21 protein-coding genes and 1 other RNA gene are annotated in these 16,020 nt (G+C 62.6%); 14 read left to right on the forward strand and 8 right to left on the reverse strand.

Annotation, left to right across the window (positions count from 1 at the left end; all coding sequences use genetic code 11):
• Positions 1–58 precede the first annotated feature (58 nt).
• Positions 59–1,597 (forward strand): MFS transporter, encoded by a 1,539-nt coding sequence (locus tag ACYG9R_RS13145; RefSeq protein ID WP_023736866.1) that lies wholly within the window; start codon positions 59–61, stop codon positions 1,595–1,597.
• Between the two features lie 41 nt (positions 1,598–1,638).
• Here the strand turns inward: ACYG9R_RS13145 and ACYG9R_RS13150 are convergent, their stop codons facing one another.
• Complete coding sequence (locus ACYG9R_RS13150) at positions 1,639–2,478, reverse strand: AAA family ATPase (RefSeq protein WP_023806577.1); 840 nt, start codon at positions 2,476–2,478, stop codon at positions 1,639–1,641.
• 149 nt (positions 2,479–2,627) lie between these two features.
• Between ACYG9R_RS13150 and ssrS the strand changes: the two genes are divergently transcribed.
• The 6 genes from ssrS (at position 2,628) to ACYG9R_RS13180 (ending at position 5,785) form a co-directional block, all read left to right on the forward strand.
• Positions 2,628–2,783, forward strand: a non-coding RNA gene (gene ssrS / locus ACYG9R_RS13155) — 6S RNA.
• Positions 2,784–2,875: 92 nt separating this feature from the next.
• Positions 2,876–3,460, forward strand: a complete 585-nt coding sequence (locus tag ACYG9R_RS13160; protein ID WP_023698428.1) for a 5-formyltetrahydrofolate cyclo-ligase — start codon at positions 2,876–2,878, stop codon at positions 3,458–3,460.
• Between the two features lie 82 nt (positions 3,461–3,542).
• Positions 3,543–3,674 carry a hypothetical protein gene (locus ACYG9R_RS13165; RefSeq protein WP_280800231.1) on the forward strand — a complete coding sequence of 44 codons (132 nt, stop codon included), beginning with the start codon at positions 3,543–3,545 and terminating at the stop codon, positions 3,672–3,674.
• Positions 3,671–4,069, forward strand: a complete 399-nt coding sequence (locus ACYG9R_RS13170; protein ID WP_023824271.1) for a DUF3592 domain-containing protein — start codon at positions 3,671–3,673, stop codon at positions 4,067–4,069. Before ACYG9R_RS13165 ends, ACYG9R_RS13170 begins: the two co-directional genes overlap by 4 nt.
• 56 nt (positions 4,070–4,125) lie before the next feature.
• On the forward strand, positions 4,126–4,950 hold the full coding sequence (locus tag ACYG9R_RS13175; protein WP_023668734.1) for a TIGR00282 family metallophosphoesterase: 825 nt from the start codon (positions 4,126–4,128) through the stop codon (positions 4,948–4,950).
• Positions 4,951–5,023: 73 nt separating this feature from the next.
• The gene (locus ACYG9R_RS13180; protein ID WP_023694576.1) at positions 5,024–5,785 is read left to right on the forward strand and encodes a TerC family protein; all 762 of its coding nucleotides are present in this window, start codon (positions 5,024–5,026) and stop codon (positions 5,783–5,785) included.
• Between the two features lie 21 nt (positions 5,786–5,806).
• On the opposite strand, the gene ACYG9R_RS13185 is transcribed toward ACYG9R_RS13180, so the two are convergent.
• Genes ACYG9R_RS13185 through ACYG9R_RS13195 form a run of 3 tightly spaced genes read right to left on the reverse strand, consistent with a single transcriptional unit; the run spans position 5,807 to position 7,184 of the window.
• The gene (locus ACYG9R_RS13185) at positions 5,807–6,289 is read right to left on the reverse strand and encodes an SRPBCC family protein (RefSeq protein ID WP_023698429.1); all 483 of its coding nucleotides are present in this window, start codon (positions 6,287–6,289) and stop codon (positions 5,807–5,809) included.
• A gap of 29 nt (positions 6,290–6,318) precedes the next feature.
• Positions 6,319–6,681: a VOC family protein gene (locus ACYG9R_RS13190; protein WP_023700266.1), complete on the reverse strand. Its 363-nt coding sequence runs from the start codon at positions 6,679–6,681 to the stop codon at positions 6,319–6,321.
• Positions 6,682–6,701: 20 nt separating this feature from the next.
• Complete coding sequence (locus ACYG9R_RS13195; protein ID WP_023668738.1) at positions 6,702–7,184, reverse strand: SRPBCC domain-containing protein; 483 nt, start codon at positions 7,182–7,184, stop codon at positions 6,702–6,704.
• Between the two features lie 50 nt (positions 7,185–7,234).
• Between ACYG9R_RS13195 and ACYG9R_RS13200 the strand changes: the two genes are divergently transcribed.
• From ACYG9R_RS13200 to ACYG9R_RS13215, 4 genes are all read left to right on the forward strand, one after another.
• Positions 7,235–7,558, forward strand: a complete 324-nt coding sequence (locus ACYG9R_RS13200) for an ArsR/SmtB family transcription factor (protein WP_023824270.1) — start codon at positions 7,235–7,237, stop codon at positions 7,556–7,558.
• Positions 7,559–7,738: 180 nt separating this feature from the next.
• Positions 7,739–8,488, forward strand: a complete 750-nt coding sequence (locus ACYG9R_RS13205) for a YebC/PmpR family DNA-binding transcriptional regulator (RefSeq protein ID WP_023668740.1) — start codon at positions 7,739–7,741, stop codon at positions 8,486–8,488.
• Between the two features lie 81 nt (positions 8,489–8,569).
• A complete protein-coding gene (locus ACYG9R_RS13210) occupies positions 8,570–9,358 on the forward strand; it encodes an RDD family protein (RefSeq protein ID WP_023700267.1) in 789 nt (262 codons plus the stop codon).
• Entirely contained in the window at positions 9,355–9,666 is a 312-nt protein-coding gene (locus ACYG9R_RS13215; RefSeq protein WP_023824269.1) for an Rdx family protein, read from the forward strand. Before ACYG9R_RS13210 ends, ACYG9R_RS13215 begins: the two co-directional genes overlap by 4 nt.
• 33 nt (positions 9,667–9,699) lie before the next feature.
• Here ACYG9R_RS13215 and ACYG9R_RS13220 read toward each other — a convergent pair whose 3' ends face one another.
• Positions 9,700–10,176 carry an anthrone oxygenase family protein gene (locus tag ACYG9R_RS13220; protein WP_023824268.1) on the reverse strand — a complete coding sequence of 159 codons (477 nt, stop codon included), beginning with the start codon at positions 10,174–10,176 and terminating at the stop codon, positions 9,700–9,702.
• Between the two features lies 1 nt (position 10,177).
• Positions 10,178–11,005, reverse strand: coding sequence for an NAD(P)H-binding protein (locus ACYG9R_RS13225; RefSeq protein ID WP_023824267.1), 828 nt, complete (start codon positions 11,003–11,005; stop codon positions 10,178–10,180).
• Between the two features lie 118 nt (positions 11,006–11,123).
• Between ACYG9R_RS13225 and ACYG9R_RS13230 the strand changes: the two genes are divergently transcribed.
• A complete protein-coding gene (locus ACYG9R_RS13230; protein WP_023668745.1) occupies positions 11,124–11,765 on the forward strand; it encodes a TetR/AcrR family transcriptional regulator in 642 nt (213 codons plus the stop codon).
• Between the two features lie 16 nt (positions 11,766–11,781).
• Here the strand turns inward: ACYG9R_RS13230 and ACYG9R_RS13235 are convergent, their stop codons facing one another.
• Positions 11,782–12,849, reverse strand: a complete 1,068-nt coding sequence (locus tag ACYG9R_RS13235) for a helix-turn-helix domain-containing protein (RefSeq protein ID WP_023806575.1) — start codon at positions 12,847–12,849, stop codon at positions 11,782–11,784.
• A gap of 173 nt (positions 12,850–13,022) precedes the next feature.
• Here ACYG9R_RS13235 and ACYG9R_RS13240 point away from each other — a divergent pair, with 173 nt between their 5' ends.
• Positions 13,023–13,730 (forward strand): hypothetical protein, encoded by a 708-nt coding sequence (locus ACYG9R_RS13240; RefSeq protein WP_031199509.1) that lies wholly within the window; start codon positions 13,023–13,025, stop codon positions 13,728–13,730.
• A 51-nt stretch (positions 13,731–13,781) separates the two neighbouring features.
• Here the strand turns inward: ACYG9R_RS13240 and rpmE are convergent, their stop codons facing one another.
• A complete protein-coding gene (gene rpmE, locus ACYG9R_RS13245) occupies positions 13,782–14,003 on the reverse strand; it encodes a 50S ribosomal protein L31 (RefSeq protein WP_023668748.1) in 222 nt (73 codons plus the stop codon).
• A gap of 204 nt (positions 14,004–14,207) precedes the next feature.
• Here rpmE and ACYG9R_RS13250 point away from each other — a divergent pair, with 204 nt between their 5' ends.
• Entirely contained in the window at positions 14,208–16,010 is a 1,803-nt protein-coding gene (locus tag ACYG9R_RS13250; RefSeq protein WP_023668749.1) for an ABC transporter transmembrane domain-containing protein, read from the forward strand.
• The last annotated feature ends 10 nt before the right edge of the window (positions 16,011–16,020 follow it).

Genomic DNA, 16,020 nt, shown 5'->3' on the forward strand with positions numbered 1-16,020 from the left:
TATGTCAAACTGGTCGCGGTTTGAAGAGCGCCTCATGCTCGGATGGAAAGAGATCGATATGCCAATTCAACGAAACACCATCGCGCTCACCGGCGTGTGCTTGGCGTCGCTCTTGTTCGGGCTCGAAATCTCCAGCGTGCCGGTGATCCTGCCGAAACTCGAAAGCGTGCTCGCCGCCGATTTCAAAGACCTGCAATGGATCATGAACGCCTACACCATTGCCTGCACCACGGTGCTGATGGCGACAGGGACATTGGCCGACCGTTTCGGCCGCAAGAGCGTGATGGTGATCACCACCGTCGCCTTCGGCCTCGCCTCGCTGCTGTGCGGCCTGGCTCCGAGTGCGGCGCTGCTGATCGCCGCCCGCTTCCTGCAAGGCCTCGCCGGCGGCGCGATGCTGACCTGCAGCGTCGCCGTGCTGTCGCATCAGTTCCAGGATGGCCGCGAACGCGGCAAGGCTTTCGTCGCCTGGAGCGTCGTCTCAGGCATCGGGCTCGGTTTCGGGCCCGCCATCGGTGGCTTGATCGTGGCGCTGTCGAACTGGCAATGGGTGTTCCTCATCCACGTGCCGCTGGCGCTCCTGGCGCTCGCCTTTATCGGCGCCGGTGTCACGCAATCGCGCGATCACAATGCCCAGAAGCTCGACTGGGCCGGCATGCTGACGCTGTCGGCTTCTGTGTTCGGCTTCTCCTATCTGATTACGCAGGGTGCGGATCTCGGGACCAGCGCCCGCATCGGCGTGATATCAGCCTCCGTGGCTGCGTTCATCGCTTTCCTTGTCGCCGAGAGGGTCAATCCCTATCCGATGTTCGATTTCTCCGTGTTCCGCATCCGCCAGTTTTCCGGCGCGATCATGGGCGCCATCGGCATGAATTTCAGCTACTGGCCGTTCATCATCTATCTGCCGATCTATTATTCCGGCGTTCTCGGCTACGACAGCACGACGACCGGCCTGCTGTTGCTCGTCTACACGCTGCCCTTCATGGTGATGCCGCCGATCGCCGAGCGCATTCGCGCGCGCTATCAGGCACGAATTGCCATCCCGCTCGGTCTGCTGACGCTAGGGATCGGTTTCATCGCCATGTGGATCGGCTCCAGGCTCGAGGGCGCCACCTGGCTGACCATGCTGCCGGGCACGCTGATTGCCGGCATAGGCATCGGTCTCACCAATTCGCCGACCACCAATACCACGACCGGCGCGGTATCGCCGGATCGTGCCGGCATGGCGTCCGGCATCGACATCAGCGCACGCCTGATCACGCTCGCTATCAACATCGCGGTGCTCGGCCTGCTGCTGACGCAAGGTATCGTTTCCCACCTGCGGGCCACACTCGGCGCGGCTTTGGAGCCGGATGAGTTGCGGGCACTGGCGGAAAGGGTCGCTACCGGCAATCTGGAGGGCCTTGCGCAGGGGACGCCGAAGCTCGCAGCCCTCGGCCCATCCGGCGCCATCGTGCATGCCGCGCTGGTCAATGGTTTCGGCTGGGTCATGCTCTATTGCGGGATCGGCGTTCTCGCCCTGTCGGTCATCGGCTTCGTCATCTTCGGGCCGAAGCGCGTCGCGCCGCAGGAGAGAGGGTTTGCTCCCGCGGAGTAAGCGGCCAAAGCCGCCCGTAGCTGTCAGCCAACCCTCGATCCTCACCCCTGCCGTCTGGCCATGAAGGCCAGGCGTTCAAACAGATGCACGTCCTGTTCGTTCTTGAGCAGTGCGCCGTGCAGTTTCGGCAGCGCGTTCCTGGGGTCGGCGCGCAGATCCTCGGGTGCGATGTCGTCGGCGACCAGCAGGCGGATCCAGTCGAGCGCCTCGGAGGTCGACGGCTTCTTCTTCAACCCCTGCACGTCGCGGATTTCGTAGAACTGGGTCAGGGCAGCACGCACCAAATTCTGCTTTATGCCGGGATAGTGCACGTCGACGATTTTGTGCAGCGTGTCGACATCGGGAAAGCGGATGTAGTGGAAGAAGCACCGGCGCAGGAAGGCGTCGGGCAGTTCCTTCTCGTTGTTGGAAGTGATGATGACGATGGGGCGCACAGCGGCGCGGATCGTTTCGCCGGTTTCGTAGACGAAGAACTCCATTCGATCGAGTTCCTGCAGCAGGTCGTTGGGGAATTCGATATCGGCCTTGTCGATCTCGTCGATCAACAGCACGACCTTCTTGCCGGCCGCGAAGGCGTCCCAGAGCTTGCCGCGCTTGATGTAGTTTTTGATGTCGTTGAACCTGGCATCGCCGAGCTGGCTGTCGCGCAGCCGCGAGACAGCATCATATTCATACAGTCCCTGCTGCGCACGGGTGGTCGACTTGACGTGCCATTCGATCAGGTCGAGGCCGAGCGCCGATGCCACTTGTCTGGCAAGCTCGGTCTTGCCGGTGCCCGGCTCGCCCTTGACCAGCAACGGCCGCTCCAGCGCGATCGCGGCGTTCACCGCCACCATCAGATCCTTGTCGGCGACATAGGCCGCCGTGCCTTCGAAACGCATACTTGCTCCTCGGTTGGTCAGCGCGAGCGTAAGGACGCTGCTTGACCTGTGCAAGGGCGAGCCGGCTGCGACCAAAGCGTGTGAGATCGAAATGGAAACATCGGCTCATGTCACTAGCGCTTGACCGACCAGCCGCCTATATTGGGCTTGGCGGTCTGCGCTTCCCGGCAGGAGAACATTTTCCCCGGGGCCTTAACGATCCTTAGGGAGCTGTCCCTGGGAAGACCCGTGGGTTTTCTCATACGGCGCCCACCTACTTTGTAGGTTCCCGGGATCGCTCTCTCCACCGGTTGTGTGGATCGTCACTTACCTGTATCCGCCCAGTTTGGCGGATGATGTGGTAGAAAACGTCGCTCATGAAACGTCACCCAGATCCGACCTTTTCTATCGTCCGCGCATGACATCTCCCAAAGACCTGAAAAAGCAGTTGCGCCTCGAGGCACTCGGCCGTCGCGATGCGCTCGATCCGCTGTGGCGGGTGGAGATCGCGCTTGAAATGGCCGAGACGGCGCGCGACCACCTCGCCATCGAGCCGGGTCAGATCGTTTCAGCTTTCTGGCCGATGCGATCGGAAGTCGACGTCAGGCCGCTGATGTTCGCCTTGCGCGAGAACGGGGCCAGGCTTTGCCTGCCGGCCATCCTCGACAAGACCACCATCGTCTTTCGCGAACTGGTGCGCGGCGCGCCGATGGTCGAGATGGGTTTTGGCACGGTCGGTCCGCATGCGGAGGCCGAGGTTCTCGATCCCGCGGTGATGCTGGTGCCGCTCGCGGCCTTCGACAGCCGCGGCCATCGCATCGGGTATGGCGCCGGCTATTACGACCGCGCCATCGCCAGGCTGATCGACAAGGGCCAGCCGCCACGACTGATCGGCATCGCTTTCGATTGCCAGGAGGTGGGTCTGGTGCCGGATGAGGCGCACGACGTCATCATCCCGGAAATACTCACCGAGAGCGGTTTGCGCCGCTTCGACATCGCTTAAAAGACCGCGATCCCGCTTAACGCGTTTCCAAGACGTGCCGGATAGTATTCCGGCAACACAGTCCGAGCCGATGGCGGCCATCATGTTTGTCTTCGCACGCTTCCTGCTGATGCCGTTCGTCCTCATCGCGGTAACGCTGTTCGCGATGGCATTGCACATTTCCGGAACGGCCCTGCACCACCAGTTCGCCTGCATCAGACGGTTGCCACAGTGACGGATGTCAGTTCCTACAGCGAAGCCCAGGGTAATGGCCTCACCGCGAAAGGCATCAACGTCGCTGTCACCTATGTCGCGAACGATGCACCGATGACGTGGTCCGGCAAGGGAAAGGACATCGGCCTCTACACGGCGTCCAAAGGCGACGCGGTGAAGTTGTATTACAACCCTGCCAATCCATCGATCCTCGATACCGCGGCGATGAAGGGCTGGCGCGGCGGGCTGTTGCTCCTGGCCGCTACTGGTGGGTTCACTGTTTTTTACGTGTGGTTCTTCTGGCTGCGCGGACGCACCGCACCGCCGGCGTCACCGATGATGCCTTCGGCAGTTCGCGTTGCGGGCGCGAGCGCCAAGCCGCCTCAACAGCAGCGTGGTACTTTCGGCCGGCGTTAGCGCCAATCGCCCGGGTAGCGCTTGCCTAGCGTCCGTGCCTCTGGATAGAAGTGGGCATGAGACTTCTCTTCCTCGGCGACATGGTGGGCAAATCGGGACGTACGGCGGTGTGGGAACAACTGCCCGGCCTGATCTCGGATTTCAAACTCGACTTCGTCATCGTCAATGGCGAGAACGCCGCCGGCGGCTTCGGCATCACCGAAGACATTTTTCGCGACACCATCGCCGCCGGTGCGGATGTCGTCACCACCGGCAACCATGTCTGGGACCAGCGCGACGCACTGGTCTTCGCGCCGCGCGAGGAGCGCTTCTTGCGCCCGTCCAACTTCCCCAAGGGCACGCCGGGGCGCGGTTCCGGCGTCTATATCGCCAAAAACGGCGCGCGCGTGCTGGTCGCCAACATCATGGGCCGGGTGTTCATGCATCCCGAGCTCGACGATCCGTTCCAGGCCGGCGAGCGCGAGCTGGCCGCCTGTCCGCTGGGCGAGCAGGCCGATGCCGTGGTCATCGACTTCCATGCCGAAGCGACCTCGGAGAAAATGTGCTTCGCGCATTTCGTCGACGGCCGCGCCAGCCTCGTCATCGGCACCCATACGCACCAGCCGACGGCCGACCACCAGATCCTCAACGGCGGCACCGGCTACATGTCCGATGCCGGCATGTGCGGCGACTATGATTCCTCGCTCGGCATGGACAAGGAAGAGCCGCTCAACCGCTTCCTGTCGAAAGTGCCGAAAGGCCGCTTCGAGGCGGCGACCGGACCGGCGACATTGTGCGGCGTCGGCGTCACTATTTCCGACCGCACCGGCCTGACCGAGAAGATCGCGCCTTTTCGTCGCGGGCCGCGGCTCGAAGAAACCGCGCCATCCTTCTGGTCTTGACATTGATATAGTCGAGTAAAGTACCTAACTGGCGACGAAACTGCTCTAGATCGTTAAAGAGGGGACGACCTCCATGCAGCTGATCGAGTTCTTTGCGCCGCATTTTCAATTTGTTTCCGATCCAACCGCGTGGGTCGCGTTGCTGACGCTGATCGTCCTCGAGGTCGTGCTCGGCATCGACAATCTGATCTTCATCTCGATCCTGACCAACAAATTGCCTGAGGCGCAGCGCGCCCGCGCCCGCCGTCTCGGCATCTCGGCGGCGCTGATCATGCGGCTGGTGCTGCTCGCAACCATCTCCATCATCGTGCAGCTGACGACGCCGGTGTTCACAGCGTTCGGCCATGGCTTTTCCTGGCGCGACCTGATCCTGATTGCCGGCGGCCTGTTCCTGGTCTGGAAGGCGACCAAGGAAATCCACCACACCGTCGATCCCGACGACCACAAGGATACGATGATGGGCGAGACGCTGCAGATCTCGCTTGCCGGCGCCATCTTCCAGATCCTGCTGCTCGATCTCGTCTTTTCGATCGATTCGATCATCACCGCCGTCGGCATGACCGACGAGATTGCCATCATGTACATCGCCGTGATCGTGGCGGTGAGCGTGATGATGCTGGCGGCCGGGCCGCTGGCCAATTTCATCGCCAAGAACCCGAGCATCGTCATGCTGGCGCTGGGCTTCCTGCTGATGATCGGCATGACGCTGATCGCCGACGGCATGGGCTATCATGTGCCGAAGGGCTACATCTACGCCGCGATGGGCTTTTCCGCCCTGGTCGAGGGCCTCAACATGCTGGCGCGGCGAAGGAAGAAATCCAGCGGTGGGCATTGAGGCTGGGCGATCGGGGCGATCCTAGCGCCCCGGCACGCCCTTCGGATAACGGTCGCCGATCAGGCCAAGCGACAGGCCCTGTTCCAGCCATGCCTTTGCGCCGGCAAGAACCAGTGCGAAGCCGTCGGTCGAGCCGACCGCCTGCTTGACCTGCTCGTCGGCGGTGCCGGCGAAGCCAAAATTGCTGACCTCAAGAAAGGTCGCACCGTCAGGCGTTTCGGCGCCGGGCATCTCCGTGAATGTCCAGACCACAGTGGTCGGCGGATCGCTCCATTGCATGACGATCTTCTTGTTCTCGACGATCTCGCTGACATTGACCATCGCCGAGGCCCCGTACATGCGCCACTCCCAGCGAACCTCTTTGCGGCTATCCAGCCGGCCGCTACTGTGGGTAAACCAGAATTTCGTGGTGATGGCCGGGTCGACGATCGCCTCGAAGACCTCGGCGACCGGCCGCCTGATCAGCATGCCAGCTTCGGCAGTCGGCGTTTTGTGAATTTCCATCGATGCTCCTTTCCTTGTCCGGTTTGCGCTCACCAGGCGTCAGGCTCGCGCACCATGTGAACGATGCTGGCCGGGTTGGCGATCCAGAAGCCGCGAAAGCCTTCGCCCAGGGGCTCGACCGCGTCGCAACGGACGACGCCGGCCTTGGCGAGATGATCCGCAATGGCTGCAGAATTGTCGGTGAAAAGCTCAAGCCAGACTTCGGCCTGGCTCAGCATCGGCGCCTCGTCGATCCACAGACGGTTTGGGCCAAGCTCGAAGCCGATGGCCGGCGTCTTGGCGGTGAATGGATTCAAGCCGACGACGTCGCGATAGAAGGCGATCGTCGCCTCGTACTGATGTGACGGGACTTTCATGGCGATGTTGATTCCACCTGTCATTTTCGCGGTCATTGCGGGCTCCGTTGCGCTGTTCATCTGTTTGTCTCGTTGGCCGGCTCGCCCCTCATCTCGCCGCGGTAGTAGCCGTCGCGCAGATTGATGCCGTATTCGACATAGGCCTTCATGCAGGCCAGCATCTGCGACCAGCCCTCGCAATTGAGGTAGGATTTCTGCAGGCCGACCACGCCTTCCGGCCAGCCGGATTCAGCAATGGTCACAAGGGTGCCGCCATCGTCCAGCGGCTCGAAGTTCATCTCGATGCGTGTCTTGTAGGCGGGCTTGCCTTCGGCATCGGTGGCATCCCAGCGCAGCACGATATGGCGGTCCTTGATCACCTCATCGACTTCGACGGGCACCTTGCCCCACCAGACCACCCCGGTGCCGGCCTTCAGCGGCGCGCTGGCGCCGCCGATGGTGGTGAAATAGCCACTCAGCTTTTTGGGATTGACGACGGCGTCGAAGACTTCGGCGACCGGTTTGCCGATGCGCCCGGAAACTCTGAATCCAAGAGACATATCCACAGCTCCTCCTTGATTGGCTCGACGATATGTTATAGAAACATAACATGTCAAGCCAAACCGCAGACGATCACGTTTTCAAGGCGTTGGCGCATCCGCGCCGTCGCGAATTGCTGGATCGGCTGAAGGATGCGCCGCAGACGACCGGCATGTTGTGCGAGGCGTTTCCCGACATCGATCGCTGCACCGTCATGCTGCATCTCAAGGTGCTGGAAGAAGCCGAACTGGTGGTGGCAAAGCGCCAAGGGCGAGAGCGCTGGAACCATCTCAACGCGCTGCCGATCAAGCACATCCACGACCACTGGATCAGCCAGTATGCCGGCCATGCGCTCAGCATTATCGACCGGCTGAAGTCCGATCTGGAGGGCTGAACCGGCGCGGCTGGACGAATTGAGCCGATTTATCTATAAGCCGGCCATTCCGACAGAGAACGCCGTGCATCCATCGCGTTGCACCTTGGACGGCTCTGAAAATTTGAATTCGAGTACCCGGGAGGACGAGGTGAGACCACCTCGCTTCGGGATGCTCTAGCCGAAGACGACAGGGGTGCCATGGCCGGCCATTCACAGTTCAAGAACATCATGCACCGCAAGGGCCGGCAAGACGCGGTGCGGTCGAAAATGTTTTCCAAGCTGGCGCGCGAAATCACCGTCGCCGCCAAGAGCGGAACACCGGATCCGTCGATGAACCCGCGTTTGCGCCTGGCCATTCAGAACGCCAAGGCGGTGTCGATGCCGAAGGACAACATCCAGCGCGCCATCAACAAGGCATCGATGGGCGATGCCGAGAATTACGAAGCGGTGCGCTATGAAGGCTATGGGCCAGGCGGCGTGGCGCTGATCGTCGAGGCGCTGACCGACAACCGCAACCGCTCGGCCTCGAACGTGCGCGCCGCCTTCACCAAAGCCGGGGGTGCGCTTGGTGAAACCGGCTCGGTGTCGTTCATGTGGAACCGCGCCGGCGAGATTTACTATCCGGCCTCCGCCGGCAGCGCCGACAAGGTGATGGACGCGGCGATCGAGGCCGGCGCCGATGACGTCGAGTCCGACGAGGAAGGCCACACCATCTACTGTGCGTTCGAGAGTATGGGCGAAGTGTCTAAGGCGCTGGAAGCCTCGCTTGGCGAGGCCGAATCGGTGAAGCCGATCTGGCAGCCGCAGAACAATGTCCCGGTCGACGAAGAGCGGGCGCAATCGCTGATGAAACTGGTGGCAACGCTCGAGGACGATGACGACGTGCAGAGCGTCTACGCCAATTTCGAGGTCGACGACGAGACCATGGCCAAGCTCAGCGCGGCGTAGGTCCGTGCAATACAGTCGGATGCGAATATTGCTGTATGACGGCGGCCTGCCTATAGATTAGTCAGTTATCAGGGGGGGCCGATGACCGACTATAAAGAGGCAAGTTTTGCCGATGCGGTGGCCTGGCCTCGCCGGCCCGGCATATGGCGACGGTTTCTCGCTGCACTCATCGACTACCTTGTAATCCTGATCGCCCTCTATTTGCTCGTAGGGGCTCTATTTCTGCTGACCAACGGTGGCGTAAAAGGCAGCTTTTGGCTGAACTGGAAACTATGCCAGGAGGGTACGGTTCACGGTGCCCCGACACTTGCCCGTTATGATTGGCAGGTGTGTAGAACATCAGTACTCGGTTTGCCGGTCGCCATATGGAGCGTGGGTACGGCGCCGGGCTCAAAGCCTGGAGAAACCTCCTCCATCTCGATCGATCTGGATTCGCAAGGGAATTTCAGGCCTGCAGCATTGGACCTGGGTTTCCTCGAGCTGATCGCTCTGGCGTCTTATCTCCTCATTATGGAGTTGAAGTCCGGCCAATCAATCGGCAAGCGGCTCACGGAGCTCACTGTACATGATGAGGACGACAGACATAGGGTCGGCCTGCCGGCGAGAAAGGCTGTTCGGCGGCAACTTATCAAGTTTCTCGGCGCATTACCGATCGTCCTGACGGGAAGCTGGTATGCTTTTCAGGCTTGGGGCACCGCTCCCGGTGGCGTGCAGGATTACTCCAGCCTGGAAATAGTGGTTGCATCCGCTGCCCTCGTTTTGGTGCTGATCTGGCCGGTCTGGATTGCGATATCCATAGCTCTGGGCGACGACCCGATACACGATCGATTCGCAAATACCACGGTGCGCATACAGGAGGCCCAGACATGAGTGTGCCGGAGAGGCCCCGCGTGGTCATCACCTATTGCACGCAGTGCCAGTGGCTGTTGCGGGCCGGCTGGATGGCGCAGGAACTGCTCTCCACCTTCGGCACGGATCTTGGTGAAGTGACGCTGGTGCCGGGCACAGACGGCATCTTCACCGTTTCCTGCAACGATGTGCTGGTCTGGGACCGCAAGCGCGACGGCGGCTTTCCCGATGCCGCCAAGCTCAAGCAGCTGGTGCGCGACGTCATCGATCCGGGCCGCGATCTCGGTCATTCCGACCGCAAGGGTCACACGCAAAAGGACCCCGCTTGAGGCGAGGTCCTTGCGTTTGCGAAGTGTCATTTTTCAGAGCAATGCGAACATGAAGCAGGCCATCGACACGATGGCGGTGATGGTGCGGACGTGGTTCCACATCACCCATTGATTCAGATGGTTCGCCCACACGGCTGCGCCATTGGCGCTGGCCGGGTCGACGGCGGCGAGCGCATCGTTGAGCGGCACATTGAAGACCATGGTCACGATCGGGTTGCCGATCAAATAGATCACGGCGCCGGCAAGCAGCCAGTATGAGCCGGACTGGCTCCACCCCATGAGAACGGCGGCGATAAGCACCAGACAGAGCACGCCGGTGCCGAACAGCGCCGTCATGAAGGTGGGCGTGATCACCGTGATGTTGATCGAATTCATCGCTGCGATGCCTTGGGGGACCGGCAGCCGGGCAAGCGCCGACATGATAAAGTTGGAAAAGGCGAAGAACACGCCGCCGACGACGCCCGAGCCGATGGCGGCGATGATGGTGAGGGTGGGAAGAAGCTTGATCATCTCAGTTGCTCCAGATGCCGGTTGCAGCGGTTTCATTTGCGTAGGCGGAAAAGTCTTTCGGCGCGCGGCCGAGCACACGCTGGACGCCGTCGGTCAGCGTCTCGTTGCGGCCGTCAAGCACTTCGGTGAACAGCTCGTTGAGCAGCCAGGCGATTTCGGGCGGCAGTTCGTATGCCGCCGTCGCGGCGGTGAATTCGTCATGCGAGATCTTGATATAGCGGATGTCGCGGCCGGTCGCCTTGGCGATCTCGGCAACCGCGTCGGCGAAGCTTAGCAGCCGCGGCCCGGTCAACTCATAGAGCTGGCCGACATGGCCCGGTTCGGTCAGCGCAACGAAGGCAGCATCGGCGATGTCGTCGACATCGACGAAGGGCTCGCCAACAGGGCCGACAGGCAAAGCCACTTCGCCCTGCCGCAAGGACTCGACGAGAAAACCTTCGCTGAAATTCTGCGAAAACCAAGCGCAACGCAGGATCGTCCAGTCAGCGCCCGAGGCTTTGACCATCTCTTCGGCGCGCTGGGCTTCGGTCTCGCCGCGGCCGGAGAGCAGCACCATGCGGGTGACGCCATTTGCCACCGCAAGCCTGGCGAAGGCGCCGACGGTCTCGGCGGCGCCCGGCACGGCGATGTCGGGATAGTAACTGATGTAGACGGCGCCCACGCCCAGCATGGCAGGCTCCCAGGTCGCCGGAACCTCCCAGTCGAAGCGGGGGCTGCCGGAACGCGAGCCGATGCGCACGGGAATGCCCTGTGAGGTCAGCCGCTCGGCGAGGCGACGGCCGGCCTTGCCAGTGCCACCGAGGATCAGGACTGGTTTGGTGTCGGTCATTGTGGTTTTCCTCTGTTTACAAATATGAGTAATCCTCACATTTGCAAAACGTGATAAACCCTCGTATTTTGGGAGTCAAGCCGTCTGTTGGCAGATTTTGTCGAGACCGGAGGCCGTCATGGAAGACACAGCAACGCCCGCATCTGCCCAGGAGCAGGTCGCATCGCCGCGACGGGCGCCCACCCAGCAGCGCAGCCGCGAGCGGGTCGAGCGCATGCTGGCCGCAGCCTCGGCGCTGATTGCCGAGCAAGGCAGCGACGCCATGCGCATGGGCGAGGTGGCGGAACGGGCCGCGGTGTCGATCGGCTCGCTCTACCAGTTCTTTCCCGACAAGCGGGCGATCGTCTGGGCGCTGGCCGAGCGCTACACCGCCGAAAGCCAGGCCTGCATCTCCTCGGCGCTCAAGGATGTCGTCGACGCCGAGGGCCTGCGGCAGGCGTTTTCGGAGCTGGTGGATATCTACTATCAGCTGTTCCTGGCCGAGCCGGTGATGCGCGACATCTGGTCGGGCACGCAGGCCGACAAGGCGCTGCGCCAGCTCGAACTCGCCGACAGCCGGGCGAATGCCGAATTCCTGACCATGGTGCTGAAGCGGCTGCATCCCGGCGCCGATCCGGTGGCGCTGGAGACCACAGCGTTTCTGGTCTGGCAGATGGGCGAGGCTGCCGTGCGGCTGGCGATCTCGGTCGACCGGCAGGAGGGCGACAGGCTGGTCGCCGCCTACAAGCGCATGGCGTTGCGGGAATTAGTCGGCGCCTGACCGGTGTCGCCCGCCTTCATTTTGTCTCGCCTGGCAACGGCATGGCCGCGAGATTTCGCTTCGACGGCCGATGCTCCAGCCGCCAAGCCTTCGGGCTCAAGCCTGTCACGCGCAGGAACTCGCGGTTGAAGTTCGATTTGCTAAGAAACCCGGCGTCGAACATGATGCGGGTGATGGGTTCGTCGCTGGCCGCCAGCAGGCGGCAGGCTTCGCCGATGCGCTGGTTGTTGACATATTGCGACACGCTCGATCCGTGGATGCGGTTGACCGCCGACGACACTTGCCGCGCCGACAGGCCGAGGCGCCTGGCGATACGGCCGAGGTTGAGGTCAACGTCCCTGTAGAGTTCTTTTGACTGCATCAGCGCGTCGACGGCCGCTGCGACCGCGGAATCCTCGCTCGTCGCCCGTGGCGTGGCTTGCGGCCCATCGTCTTCATCGTCATCCAGAGGCGCGGTTTCGCTGGCCACCGCGGCTGCACCGCCAAGCAGCAGCAGCGCCAGCACATTGCCGGCGGCAATCACCGCGCCGGAATGGGCACCGCCGGTCCATTCGAGGTCGAGGCTGATGATGATGTCGGTGACCGGCGAGGCCAGGATCGCCAGCGTCGTCACCAGCAGCGCCCGGTAGGAGCGCAAGACACCGTCCAGACGCGACTCGGCAAGGCCGTCCGGCCCGACCCGCGCAAGCCAAAGAAGGGTGACGCCATAACACAGGAAGACCAGCATGATCACGGGGCCTACCGGCTCGCGCCAGAAGATCAGCAGCAGGGCCACAAGACAGGCCGGCAACAGATGCGGCCACAGCGAAGCCAGGCGATGCCGCGAGCGTTCCCTCGCCAGACCGCTAAAAGCTATCCAGGCAAGCGGCGCGATCAATGTCGCCAACACCGCCTGGAAAGGCATGATTGCCCTGACTTCGTAGCCCCAGCGGATACCGATCAGCACCGACTGCAAGGCGTAGGCAGCCATCAGCAGCATGAAAAACATGTTTTCGCGCAGATCGGCCTCGTTTCGGCGGATCATCTGCACGAGCAGGATGACGAGCAGCAGGGCAACGACGAATGGCAAGGGAATGAAGATCATGATCGCAAGCGTGGTTCCAAAGCGGCCGACGATGGACCGGGCGGCCGACAATGACCTGGATTGCGTTCACGGTCGTCCCGGATCGTGATCGAGGTCGCGAAAATCGACGTCTCGGATCATCTGGGCAACGCCGCGGTCCTTTCGCGACCGCCCACCCATGATCGGAGACAATGATGAAATCCGCAATTCTCGTCTTGCTGCCCTTTGCCGCAGTTGCCCTGGCACCGCCGGTGGCCGGTGATGCCGCAAAGACGCTCGATCTCGCCGGTGTTACCGCCATCATCATCACCGGCGAGGCAAGCTCGGTCAAGCTGACCACTTCAGGTGCAGAACCCTACCAGGCGACGATCGGCAGCCGCCGCGAGGGCTGGTTTGCCAGCTGGTATTCGTCCTGGTTCGCTAATGACTGCCGCACCGCCAGCGACATGAAGCGAGAGGCCTCGACGTTGCGCATCAATGTCGCTCCGTCGTCCTGGCTGGACCCTTCGGATTGCAGGGTCGAGATCAACGCCAACATTGCGCCCGAGAGTTCGGTGTCGATCGACCAGGCGGCCTTGCTGGCCAGTATGACGGGGAATTTCTCCAGCATCGCCATTACCGGCAAGGCGGCCGATGTTTCGCTCGAAGGGCATGCTTCACGCATCGATCTCAAGGGCGAGGCGCTGAGGGCCAATCTCGCCTATGGCAGCATCCGGAAGGACGAGACTGTCGCCATTGCCGGCAAGGCGCTGGATGCCACGCTGACCTTCGGCAGGCAGGTTCAAATCAGCTACTCGGTGACCGCGTCGGCGTCCTTCGTCGACAGTTCGCTTGCCAACACTTCCGGTGCCAAACCCTCGATCGTCATCAAAGGCGATTTCGTCCGCGCCACGATCCGCTGAACAAAAAACCCGCCACAAGGGCGGGTTCCTGATCTGCGAAAGCCGATAGGCTTAAAGGCCGAACCCTTCGAAGCGCTTCTTGAACTTCGACAGGCGGCCGCCGCGGTCGAGCAGGGTCTGCTGGCCGCCGGTCCAGGCCGGGTGCGTGGTCGGGTCGATATCGAGGTTCATCGTATCGCCTTCCTTGCCCCAGGTCGAACGGGTCGAATATTCGGTGCCATCGGTCATGACGACCTTGATGGTGTGGTAGTCGGGATGGATATCGGCCTTCATTGTCGTGCTTCCTGGCTTGCGGCGCTACAGACGGGCCCGCGGCCTGCGTCGATGCGCCCCTTTTTAAAACTCGAAGCCGCAGCTATTGAAAAGCCACGGCTTCTAAAACGGTCGGCGAGCCTATACATCAGCCGGAATTGAATCACAAGGCCACGGCAGGCGCATATTGAACGCGCCCACCTGGAGCGGCCAGAGGAAACGGTCATGGCGGACATCAGCGGCGAGCAAGACGGGCGCAGGCGCTCGCTCGGGCCGCTCAGGCGCCTATATCCCTACATATTCCGCTACCGCAAACTGGTCATAGGCGCCCTCATTTCGCTCGCCATCGCCGCAGCGACGACGCTGGCGCTGCCGCTGGCCGTGCGGCGCATGATCGACCACGGTTTCAGCGCTTCCGGCACCGTCTTCATCGCCGAATATTTCGCCGCTTTGGTGGCGATGGCAGCCATTCTGGCGGCGGCATCGGCCGGACGCTACTACTTCGTCATCACGCTCGGCGAGCGGGTCGTTGCCGACATCCGCAGCGACGTGTTTTCGCATGTCACGACGCTTTCGCCGTCCTTCTTCGACACCGCCCAGTCGGGCGAGATCGTCTCGCGGCTTGCCGCCGACACCACGCAGGTGAAATCCGCCGTCGGCGCCACCGCCTCCGTGGCGTTGCGCAACGTCATCCTCGGCCTTGGCGCGGTGGCGATGATGGTCGTCACCAGCCCGAAACTGTCGGGCCTGGTGATCGCGGCCATTCCGCTCATCGTGCTGCCGCTGGTCGCGTTCGGCCGTTCGGTGAGGCGCCGGTCACGGCAGGCGCAGGACACGCTGGCGCAAGCGACCGCCTATGCCAGCGAGCAGATCGGCGCGGTGCGCACGCTGCAGGCGTTCACCAACGAGACGCTGGTCACCGGGCGGTTCTCGGCCGCGGTGGAAGCCGCCTTCCAAGCGGCGCGCTCGTCGATCTTCTCCCGCTCGCTGCTCACCTTCTTTGCCATCTTCATGATCTTTTCCTCGGTCGTGGCGGTGTTGTGGTTCGGCTCGCGTGACGTGCTTGCCGGCACGATGTCGCCCGGTACGCTCGGCCAGTTCCTGCTTTACTCCGTGTTTGCCGCAGGCGCGCTGGGCGCACTGTCGGAAGTCTGGGGCGAGCTTGCCCAGGCGGCGGGTGCGGCCGAAAGGCTGACCGAGATACTCGACGAGACGCCGGCGATTCAACCGCCGGCCAATCCGCTGCCGCTGCCCGCCAAGGCGACAGGCGCGATCAGTTTCGACGACGTCTCCTTCTCCTACCCGGCAAGGCCGGACCGTGCCGCCGTCCACGGCTTGAGTTTTCAGGTCAAGCCCGGCGAGACGGTGGCGATCGTCGGCCCGTCGGGCGCCGGAAAGAGCACCGTCTTTTCGCTGATCCTGCGCTTCTACGATCCCGAAACTGGCCGCATCGCCATTGACGGCGTCGACGTGCGCGAAGCCGATCCGGCTGAAGTGCGGGAGCGCATTGCGATCGTGCCGCAGGATGTCACCATCTTTGCGGCAAGCGCGCGCGACAATATCGGCTTTGGCCGGCCGGGCGCGACGAATGCCGAGATCGAGGCCGCCGCCAGGGACGCGCTGGCCGACGAGTTCATCCTCAGGCTCGACAAGGGCTACGACAGCCAGGTCGGCGAGCGCGGTGTGACCTTGTCCGGCGGCCAGCGCCAGCGCGTGGCGATCGCCCGCGCCATCCTGCGCGACGCGCCGATCCTGCTGCTCGACGAGGCCACGTCGGCGCTCGACGCCGAAAGCGAAACGCTGGTGCAGACGGCGCTGGAACGGCTGATGCAGGGCCGCACCACCATCGTCATCGCCCACCGGCTGGCGACCGTGCTGAAGGCCGACCGCATCCTGGTCATGGATGGCGGCCGCATCGTCGAGGAAGGCACGCACCAGAGCCTGGTCGCCAAGGGCGGAATCTATGCAAGGCTGGCCAAGCTGCAGTTCGAAACCGGAGCAAGCGCCTTCAGGGGTGCCGCGGAGTAGCAACCCGCAA

The sequence above is a fragment of the Mesorhizobium sp. RSR565B genome, assembly GCF_054719465.1.

Excerpts from the sequence above, each read along its gene's own strand:
- ACYG9R_RS13145 (WP_023736866.1), top strand. The coding sequence starts at position 59 with ATGCCAATTCAACGAAACACCATCGCGCTCACCGGCGTGTGCTTGGCG.
- ACYG9R_RS13150 (WP_023806577.1), bottom strand. The coding sequence starts at position 2,478 with ATGCGTTTCGAAGGCACGGCGGCCTATGTCGCCGACAAGGATCTGATG.
- ACYG9R_RS13160 (WP_023698428.1), top strand. The coding sequence starts at position 2,876 with ATGACATCTCCCAAAGACCTGAAAAAGCAGTTGCGCCTCGAGGCACTC.
- ACYG9R_RS13165 (WP_280800231.1), top strand. The coding sequence starts at position 3,543 with ATGTTTGTCTTCGCACGCTTCCTGCTGATGCCGTTCGTCCTCATCGCG.
- ACYG9R_RS13175 (WP_023668734.1), top strand. The coding sequence starts at position 4,126 with ATGAGACTTCTCTTCCTCGGCGACATGGTGGGCAAATCGGGACGTACG.
- ACYG9R_RS13180 (WP_023694576.1), top strand. The coding sequence starts at position 5,024 with ATGCAGCTGATCGAGTTCTTTGCGCCGCATTTTCAATTTGTTTCCGAT.
- ACYG9R_RS13185 (WP_023698429.1), bottom strand. The coding sequence starts at position 6,289 with ATGGAAATTCACAAAACGCCGACTGCCGAAGCTGGCATGCTGATCAGG.
- ACYG9R_RS13190 (WP_023700266.1), bottom strand. The coding sequence starts at position 6,681 with ATGACCGCGAAAATGACAGGTGGAATCAACATCGCCATGAAAGTCCCG.
- ACYG9R_RS13195 (WP_023668738.1), bottom strand. The coding sequence starts at position 7,184 with ATGTCTCTTGGATTCAGAGTTTCCGGGCGCATCGGCAAACCGGTCGCC.
- ACYG9R_RS13200 (WP_023824270.1), top strand. The coding sequence starts at position 7,235 with ATGTCAAGCCAAACCGCAGACGATCACGTTTTCAAGGCGTTGGCGCAT.
- ACYG9R_RS13205 (WP_023668740.1), top strand. The coding sequence starts at position 7,739 with ATGGCCGGCCATTCACAGTTCAAGAACATCATGCACCGCAAGGGCCGG.
- ACYG9R_RS13210 (WP_023700267.1), top strand. The coding sequence starts at position 8,570 with ATGACCGACTATAAAGAGGCAAGTTTTGCCGATGCGGTGGCCTGGCCT.
- ACYG9R_RS13215 (WP_023824269.1), top strand. The coding sequence starts at position 9,355 with ATGAGTGTGCCGGAGAGGCCCCGCGTGGTCATCACCTATTGCACGCAG.
- ACYG9R_RS13220 (WP_023824268.1), bottom strand. The coding sequence starts at position 10,176 with ATGATCAAGCTTCTTCCCACCCTCACCATCATCGCCGCCATCGGCTCG.
- ACYG9R_RS13225 (WP_023824267.1), bottom strand. The coding sequence starts at position 11,005 with ATGACCGACACCAAACCAGTCCTGATCCTCGGTGGCACTGGCAAGGCC.
- ACYG9R_RS13230 (WP_023668745.1), top strand. The coding sequence starts at position 11,124 with ATGGAAGACACAGCAACGCCCGCATCTGCCCAGGAGCAGGTCGCATCG.
- ACYG9R_RS13235 (WP_023806575.1), bottom strand. The coding sequence starts at position 12,849 with ATGATCTTCATTCCCTTGCCATTCGTCGTTGCCCTGCTGCTCGTCATC.
- ACYG9R_RS13240 (WP_031199509.1), top strand. The coding sequence starts at position 13,023 with ATGAAATCCGCAATTCTCGTCTTGCTGCCCTTTGCCGCAGTTGCCCTG.
- rpmE (WP_023668748.1), bottom strand. The coding sequence starts at position 14,003 with ATGAAGGCCGATATCCATCCCGACTACCACACCATCAAGGTCGTCATG.
- ACYG9R_RS13250 (WP_023668749.1), top strand. The coding sequence starts at position 14,208 with ATGGCGGACATCAGCGGCGAGCAAGACGGGCGCAGGCGCTCGCTCGGG.